Annotated in this window: 4 protein-coding genes and 1 pseudogene; 3 read left to right on the top strand and 2 right to left on the bottom strand. The window is 71.2% G+C overall.

Going from position 1 to position 6,553, the window contains the following annotated elements; translation table 11 throughout:
* Positions 1-566, bottom strand: a 566-nt coding sequence (locus CCN56_RS13105) for an ATP-dependent 6-phosphofructokinase (protein WP_143664511.1), incomplete at its 3' end; no start/stop codon positions are given.
* Positions 567-872: 306 nt separating this feature from the next.
* On the opposite strand from CCN56_RS13105, the gene pta reads away from it, so the two are divergent.
* From pta to pyk, 3 genes are all read left to right on the top strand, one after another.
* Positions 873-2,951: a phosphate acetyltransferase gene (pta, locus tag CCN56_RS13100; protein WP_086826637.1), complete on the top strand. Its 2,079-nt coding sequence runs from the start codon at positions 873-875 to the stop codon at positions 2,949-2,951.
* Entirely contained in the window at positions 2,948-4,174 is a 1,227-nt protein-coding gene (locus CCN56_RS13095; RefSeq protein WP_086826635.1) for an acetate kinase, read from the top strand. The genes pta and CCN56_RS13095 overlap by 4 nt, the downstream gene beginning before the upstream one ends.
* Before the next feature lie 74 nt (positions 4,175-4,248).
* The gene (pyk, locus tag CCN56_RS13090; protein WP_086826634.1) at positions 4,249-5,679 is read left to right on the top strand and encodes a pyruvate kinase; all 1,431 of its coding nucleotides are present in this window, start codon (positions 4,249-4,251) and stop codon (positions 5,677-5,679) included.
* 80 nt (positions 5,680-5,759) lie between these two features.
* Here the strand turns inward: pyk and CCN56_RS13085 are convergent.
* Positions 5,760-6,553 (bottom strand): annotated as a pseudogene (locus tag CCN56_RS13085) (hypothetical protein); the annotation flags it as partial.

Genomic DNA, 6,553 nt, shown 5'->3' with positions numbered 1-6,553 from the left:
TGATGGGCCGGCACGCCGGCTGGATCGCCCTGGAGTCCGGCATGGCCGGCGTGCCGGCCCATCACCTCGACGACCATCACCCGCTGGTGGGACTCGGCGGTGGTCTTGAGCCGGTCCATGGCCTCGGTGGCGACGCCGACGGCGGTGTCGAAGCCGAAGGTGCGGTCGGTGGAGGAGATGTCGTTGTCGATGGTCTTGGGGACGCCGACGACCGGCACGCCGGCCTCGTGGAGCATCCGGGCGGCGGTGAGGGTGCCCTCGCCCCCGATCGGGACGAGCGCGTCGAAGCCGCTCTTCTCGATGAGCTCCTTGGCGTTGTCGCAGGCCGCGCGGAAGCGGTCGCGCTCCAGGCGGGAGGAGCCGAGGATGGTGCCGCCGCGGGCGAGGATGCCGCTGACGGCGTTGAGGTCGAGGGCGCGGTAGCGGCCGTCGAGCAGGCCGGCGTAGCCGTCCTCGAAACCGATGACCTCGTCGCCGTAGTGGGTGACGGCCCGGTGCACGACCGACCGGATCACTGCGTTCAGGCCGGGGCAGTCGCCGCCTGCGGTGAGAACTCCGATGCGCATCGTGCTTGGTCTCCTGCTCGGTCGCGGTCCGTTGTGAGCCACCTCGATTCTCACACGCCGTTACCGGCGGGCGCGCTCGCCGGGCGTCCGCGCGTCCTTCCCGGTGGCCCCGCGGAGGCCTTTCGTCCCGGCTCCCGGGCCCTTCGTCCGGCGGGCGACGTAACCATCGGCGGGGGTATTGTCAAGGGGGTAATGCCGCCCTATCGGGGCTTTCTGAGCACTGTCGATTGACGCACGGGCCGCGGAGAAGGTGCCGCGAGTGCACCCTTCCGGCCCCTTCCGCAGGACTGGACAGGAGACCACGGCGTGACGCGCAGCGTGTACGTGACCGGGATCGACCGCGGTGACGGCCGCCAGGTCGTCGAGCTGGGAGTCATGGAGCTCCTCACCCGCCAGGTGGACCGGGTGGGGGTGTTCCGGCCCCTCGTGCACCACCGTCCCGACCGGCTCTTCGACCTGCTGCGCGCCCGCTACCGGCTCACCCAGGACCCGTCGACGGTCTACGGCATGGACTACCACGAGGCCTCCGCGCTCCAGGCCGAGCGGGGCACCGACGAGCTGGTGTCCCGGCTCGTCGACCGCTTCCACGCCGTCGCCCGCGACTACGAGGTCGTCCTCGTCCTGGGCACCGACTTCGCCGCCACCCAGCTCCCCGACGAGCTCGCGCTCAACGCGCGCCTCGCCAACGAGTTCGGCGCCTCCGTCATCCCGGTGGTCGGCGGCAAGGGCCAGCCCGCCGAGTCCGTACGGGCCGAGGCCCGCAACGCCTTCCGGGCGTACGACGGTCTCGGCTGCGACGTGCTCGCGATGGTCGTGAACCGGGTGGCCGCCGAGGACCTCGTGGCCCTGGAGCGGCTCGCGACCCGGGTCCCCGTGCCCTGCTACGTCCTGCCCGACGAGCCGGCGCTCGCCGCGCCGACCGTCGCCCAGATCACCCACGCGCTCGGCGCCTCCGTCGTCCTCGGCGACGACGCGGGCCTCGCCCGGGACGCGCTGGACTTCGTCTTCGGCGGCGCGATGCTGCCGAACTTCCTCAACGCGCTGACCCCGGGCTGTCTCGTCGTCACCCCCGGGGACCGGGCCGACCTGGTCATCGGGGCGCTCGCCGCGCACTCGGCCGGCACCCCGCCGATCGCGGGCGTGCTGCTCACCCTGAACGAGCGGCCCAGCGAGGAGATCCTGACCCTGGCGGCCCGCCTCGCGCCCGGCACCCCGGTCATCTCCGTGCCCGGCAACAGCTTCCCGACCGCCGCCGAGCTGTTCGCGCTCGAAGGCAAGCTGAACGCCGCCACCCCGCGCAAGGCCGAGACCGCCCTCGGCCTCTTCGAGCGGCACGTGGACACCGCCGACCTCCTCAAGCGGATCTCGGTCGCGCGCAGCGGCCGGGTCACCCCGATGATGTTCGAGCACGAGCTGCTCGAACAGGCGCGGGCCGACCGGCGCCGGGTGGTGCTCCCGGAGGGCACCGAGGAGCGGGTGCTGCGCGCCGCCGACGTGCTCGTCCGCCGCGACGTCTGCGATCTGACGCTGCTCGGCGACGTCGAGGCCATCCGCAAGAAGGCCGCGGACCTGAGCGTGAACCTGGGCGACACGCAGCTGATCGACCCGCAGACCTCGGAGCTGCGCGACGCGTTCGCGGAGAAGTACGCGGCGCTGCGGGCCCACAAGGGCGTCACCGTCGAGCTGGCGTACGACGTCGTCTCGGACGTGAACTACTTCGGCACCCTGATGGTCCAGGAGGGCCTCGCCGACGGCATGGTCTCGGGGTCCGTGCACTCCACGGCGGCGACCATCCGGCCCGCCTTCGAGATCATCAAGACGAAGCCGGACGCCTCGATCGTCTCCTCGGTGTTCTTCATGTGCCTCGCCGACAAGGTCCTCGTGTACGGCGACTGCGCGGTCAACCCGGACCCGGACGCCGAGCAGCTCGCCGACATCGCCGCCCAGTCGGCGGCCACCGCGGCCCGCTTCGGCGTGGAGCCGCGGATCGCGATGCTCTCGTACTCCACCGGCACCTCGGGCTCCGGCGCCGACGTCGACAAGGTGCGGGAGGCGACGAAGCTGGTCCGCGAGGCGCATCCGGAGCTGCGGATCGAGGGCCCGATCCAGTACGACGCGGCCGTCGAGCCCTCCGTCGCGGCGACGAAGCTGCCGGGTTCGGAGGTGGCGGGCCAGGCGACCGTGCTGATCTTCCCGGACCTCAACACCGGCAACAACACCTACAAGGCCGTGCAGCGTTCGGCCGGCGCCGTGGCCGTCGGCCCGGTGCTCCAGGGCCTGCGCAAGCCCGTGAACGACCTCTCGCGCGGCGCGCTCGTCAGCGACATCGTCAACACGGTCGCCATCACGGCGATCCAGTCCCAGGCCCAGGAGCTCCCGGCATGACCTCCACCCCCACCCGCGTACTGGTCCTCAACTCCGGCTCCTCGTCGGTGAAGTACCAGCTGCTCGACATGCGTGACGACAGCCGCCTGGCGCAGGGGCTCGTCGAGCGGATCGGCGAGGAGACCTCCCGGCTCGTGCACACCCCGCTGCAGGGCGGGGGCGGCGAGAAGCGCGAGAAGACCGGGCCGATCGCCGACCACGCGGCCGCGCTGAAGGCGGTCGCCGAGGAGCTGGCGGCGGACGGTCTGGGCCTGGACTCCCCCGAGCTGGCGGCGATCGGCCACCGGGTGGTGCACGGCGGCCTCCGGTTCACCGAGCCGACGGTCGTCGACGACGAGGTGCTCGCGGAGATCGAGCGGCTCGTGCCGGTGGCGCCGCTGCACAACCCGGCGAACCTCCTCGGCATCCGTACGGCGATGACGCTGCGCCCGGACCTGCCGCAGGTGGCGGTCTTCGACACCGCCTTCCACACCACGATGCCGGAGTCGGCGGCGCGGTACGCGATCGACGTGGAGACCGCCGACAAGCACCGGATCCGCCGGTACGGCTTCCACGGCACCTCGCACGCGTACGTCTCGCGGGAGACCGCGCGGCTGCTCGGGAAGGAGCCGGAGGAGGTGAACGTGATCGTGCTGCACCTGGGGAACGGCGCCTCCGCCTCGGCGGTGCGCGGCGGCCGGTGCGTGGACACCTCGATGGGTCTGACGCCCCTGGAGGGCCTGGTCATGGGCACCCGCTCGGGCGACATCGACCCGGCGGTGACCTTCCACCTGAAGCGGGTGGCGGGCATGTCGGCGGACGAGATCGACGTACTGCTGAACAAGAAGTCCGGTCTGGTGGGGCTCTGCGGCGACAACGACATGCGGGAGATCCGCCGGCGGATCGACGAGGGCGACGAGCGGGCGGCACTCGCCTTCGACATCTACGTCCACCGCCTGAAGAAGTACATCGGCGCGTACTACGCGGTGCTCGGCCGGGTGGACGCGGTGGCGTTCACGGCGGGGGTCGGCGAGAACGCCGCGCCGGTGCGGGCGGCCGCGATCGCGGGCCTGGAGGAGCTGGGGCTCGCGGTGGACGCCGATCTGAACTCCGTACGGTCCGACGAGGCCCGGATCATCTCGCCGGTGTACGCACGGGTGGCGGTCGCCGTGGTGCCGACGGACGAGGAGCTGGAGATCGCTCAGCAGAGCTACGCACTGGTGACCGGAAAAGTGAACGCCTGAGCGGACCCCCGCCCATTTGTACTTTCCGCCAGACGGAATATTCCGCAGTGAAACAAACCGATAGGATCCGCCTCATGCGCCGTTCCAAAATCGTCTGCACGCTGGGCCCCGCCGTCGACTCGTATGAGCAGCTGAAGGCTCTCATCGAGGCCGGTATGAACGTGGCCCGATTCAACTTCAGCCACGGGTCCCAGGCCGAGCACCAGGAGCGGTACGACCGCCTCCGGCAGGTCTCCGCGGACATCGGGCGCGCCGTCGGCGTCCTCGCCGACCTCCAGGGCCCGAAGATCCGCCTGGAGACCTTCGCCGAGGGGCCGGTCGAGCTGGTGCGCGGTGACGAGTTCACCATCACCACCGAGGACGTCCCCGGCGACAAGTCGATCTGCGGCACCACCTACAAGGGTCTGCCCGGCGACGTGGCCAAGGGCGACCAGGTCCTGATCAACGACGGCAACGTCGAGCTGCGGGTCGTCGAGGTCGACGGCCCCCGCGTCAAGACCATCGTGGTCGAGGGCGGTGTCATCTCCGACCACAAGGGCATCAACCTGCCCGGCGCGGCGGTCAACGTCCCCGCCCTGTCGGAGAAGGACGTCGACGACCTCCGCTTCGCCCTGCGGATGGGCTGCGACATGGTCGCCCTGTCCTTCGTCCGCGACGCCAACGACGTCAAGGACGTCCACAAGGTGATGGACGAGGAGGGCCGCCGGGTCCCCGTCATCGCCAAGGTCGAGAAGCCGCAGGCCGTCGAGAACATGGCCGACGTCGTCGCCGCCTTCGACGCGGTCATGGTGGCCCGTGGCGACCTCGCCGTGGAGTACCCGCTCGAGAAGGTCCCGATGGTGCAGAAGCGCCTCGTGGAGATGTGCCGCCGCAACGCCAAGCCCGTCATCGTCGCCACCCAGATGATGGAGTCGATGATCACCAACTCGCGGCCGACCCGCGCCGAGGCGAGCGACGTCGCCAACGCGATCCTGGACGGCGCGGACGCGGTCATGCTGTCGGCCGAGTCCTCCGTCGGCGCCTACCCGATCGAGACCGTGAAGACGATGTCGAAGATCGTCGCCGCGGCCGAGGAGGAGCTGCTCTCCAAGGGCCTCCAGCCCCTGGTCCCGGGCAAGAAGCCGCGCACCCAGGGCGGCTCCGTCGCCCGCGCGGCCTGCGAGATCGCCGACTTCCTCGACGGCAAGGCGCTGATCGCCTTCACCCAGTCCGGCGACACCGCGCGCCGTCTGTCGCGCTACCGCACGCAGCAGCCGATCCTCGCCTTCACGACGGACGAGGGCACCCGCAACCAGCTCACCCTGAGCTGGGGCGTGGAGTCCTTCCTGGTCCCGTTCGTCGACAACACGGACGCCATGGTCGACCTCGTGGACGCCGAGCTCCTCAAGCTCCAGCGCCACAACGCCGGCGACACCATGGTCATCACGGCCGGCTCGCCCCCCGGCGTCCCGGGCACGACCAACATGGTCCGCGTCCACCACCTGGGCGGCGCCGAGAGCGCCTGACCCGCGTGACGCACGACGAAGCCCCCGTCCGGATCGGACGGGGGCTTCGTCGTGTGCGGCTCCCGGAGTGGTACGGGGGGTCAGCTGGGCTCGATCGTGTTGCGGAGGCCCGGGACCTTGAGGGTGCCGCCGAACTGGCCCGCCTGCTTGAGCTTCACGTTGGTGAAGAAGGCCCAGGGGACGTCCAGCGGGGGCGGGGACTCCGGGGCGAAGGTGACCGGGACGATGCCGAAGAGGTTGCCCTTCAGCTCCTCCGTGTACATCGTCACCGTGCCGTTGCGGATGGTCGAGGTCGAGCCCTTGTCGGAGCGGACGTGGGCGGTGCGGCCCTCGGAGTGGTCCGTCAGCTGGTGCAGGTCCTTGATGTCCACCGAGGAAGCGGTGAACTTCAGGACCTTCTTGATCTTGCCGCTGCCGGTCTTCACCTCGACGATGCCGTGGTACTTCAGGCCGGTCAGGTTGAGCAGGGAGCTCTCCAGGCGCCACGGCTCGTCCGGCAGCAGCGGGATGCCCTGTTCGAGGTCGGCGTCGGCGAGGGCCTGCGCGTCGAGCTCGGGGCACGGGAAGCGGGGCTTGGCCCCGTCGGGTATGTCCGTGTCCTTCTGGGCTTCGAGGCTCTTGGCGCCGTCGGAGAGCTCCTCGACCTTCGCGCCGGTCCTCGCGGCAGCCGCCTCGATCGCCGTCCTCGTCCGCTCCGTGGCCGGGTTCTCCGTGGTCTTCGGCTTGGCCGGGGCGGAGGCCGTGGCGGTCGGGGCGGGCCCCTCGGTCGCGGGCGCCTCCGTCTGCTGCGGCGCGGCCGTCGTCGGCGCCGCCGTGGGCGCCGTCGTCGTCGGCGTGGCCGTCGGCGTCCCGTCCGGGCCGTCGAAGAGGTCCT

This window comes from Streptomyces sp. NRRL B-24572 (assembly GCF_002156145.1).
Classification (GTDB): domain Bacteria; phylum Actinomycetota; class Actinomycetes; order Streptomycetales; family Streptomycetaceae; genus Streptomyces; species Streptomyces vietnamensis.
Note: the sequence above shows the minus strand (reverse complement) of the source record. Positions and strands in the feature narration are given on the sequence as shown.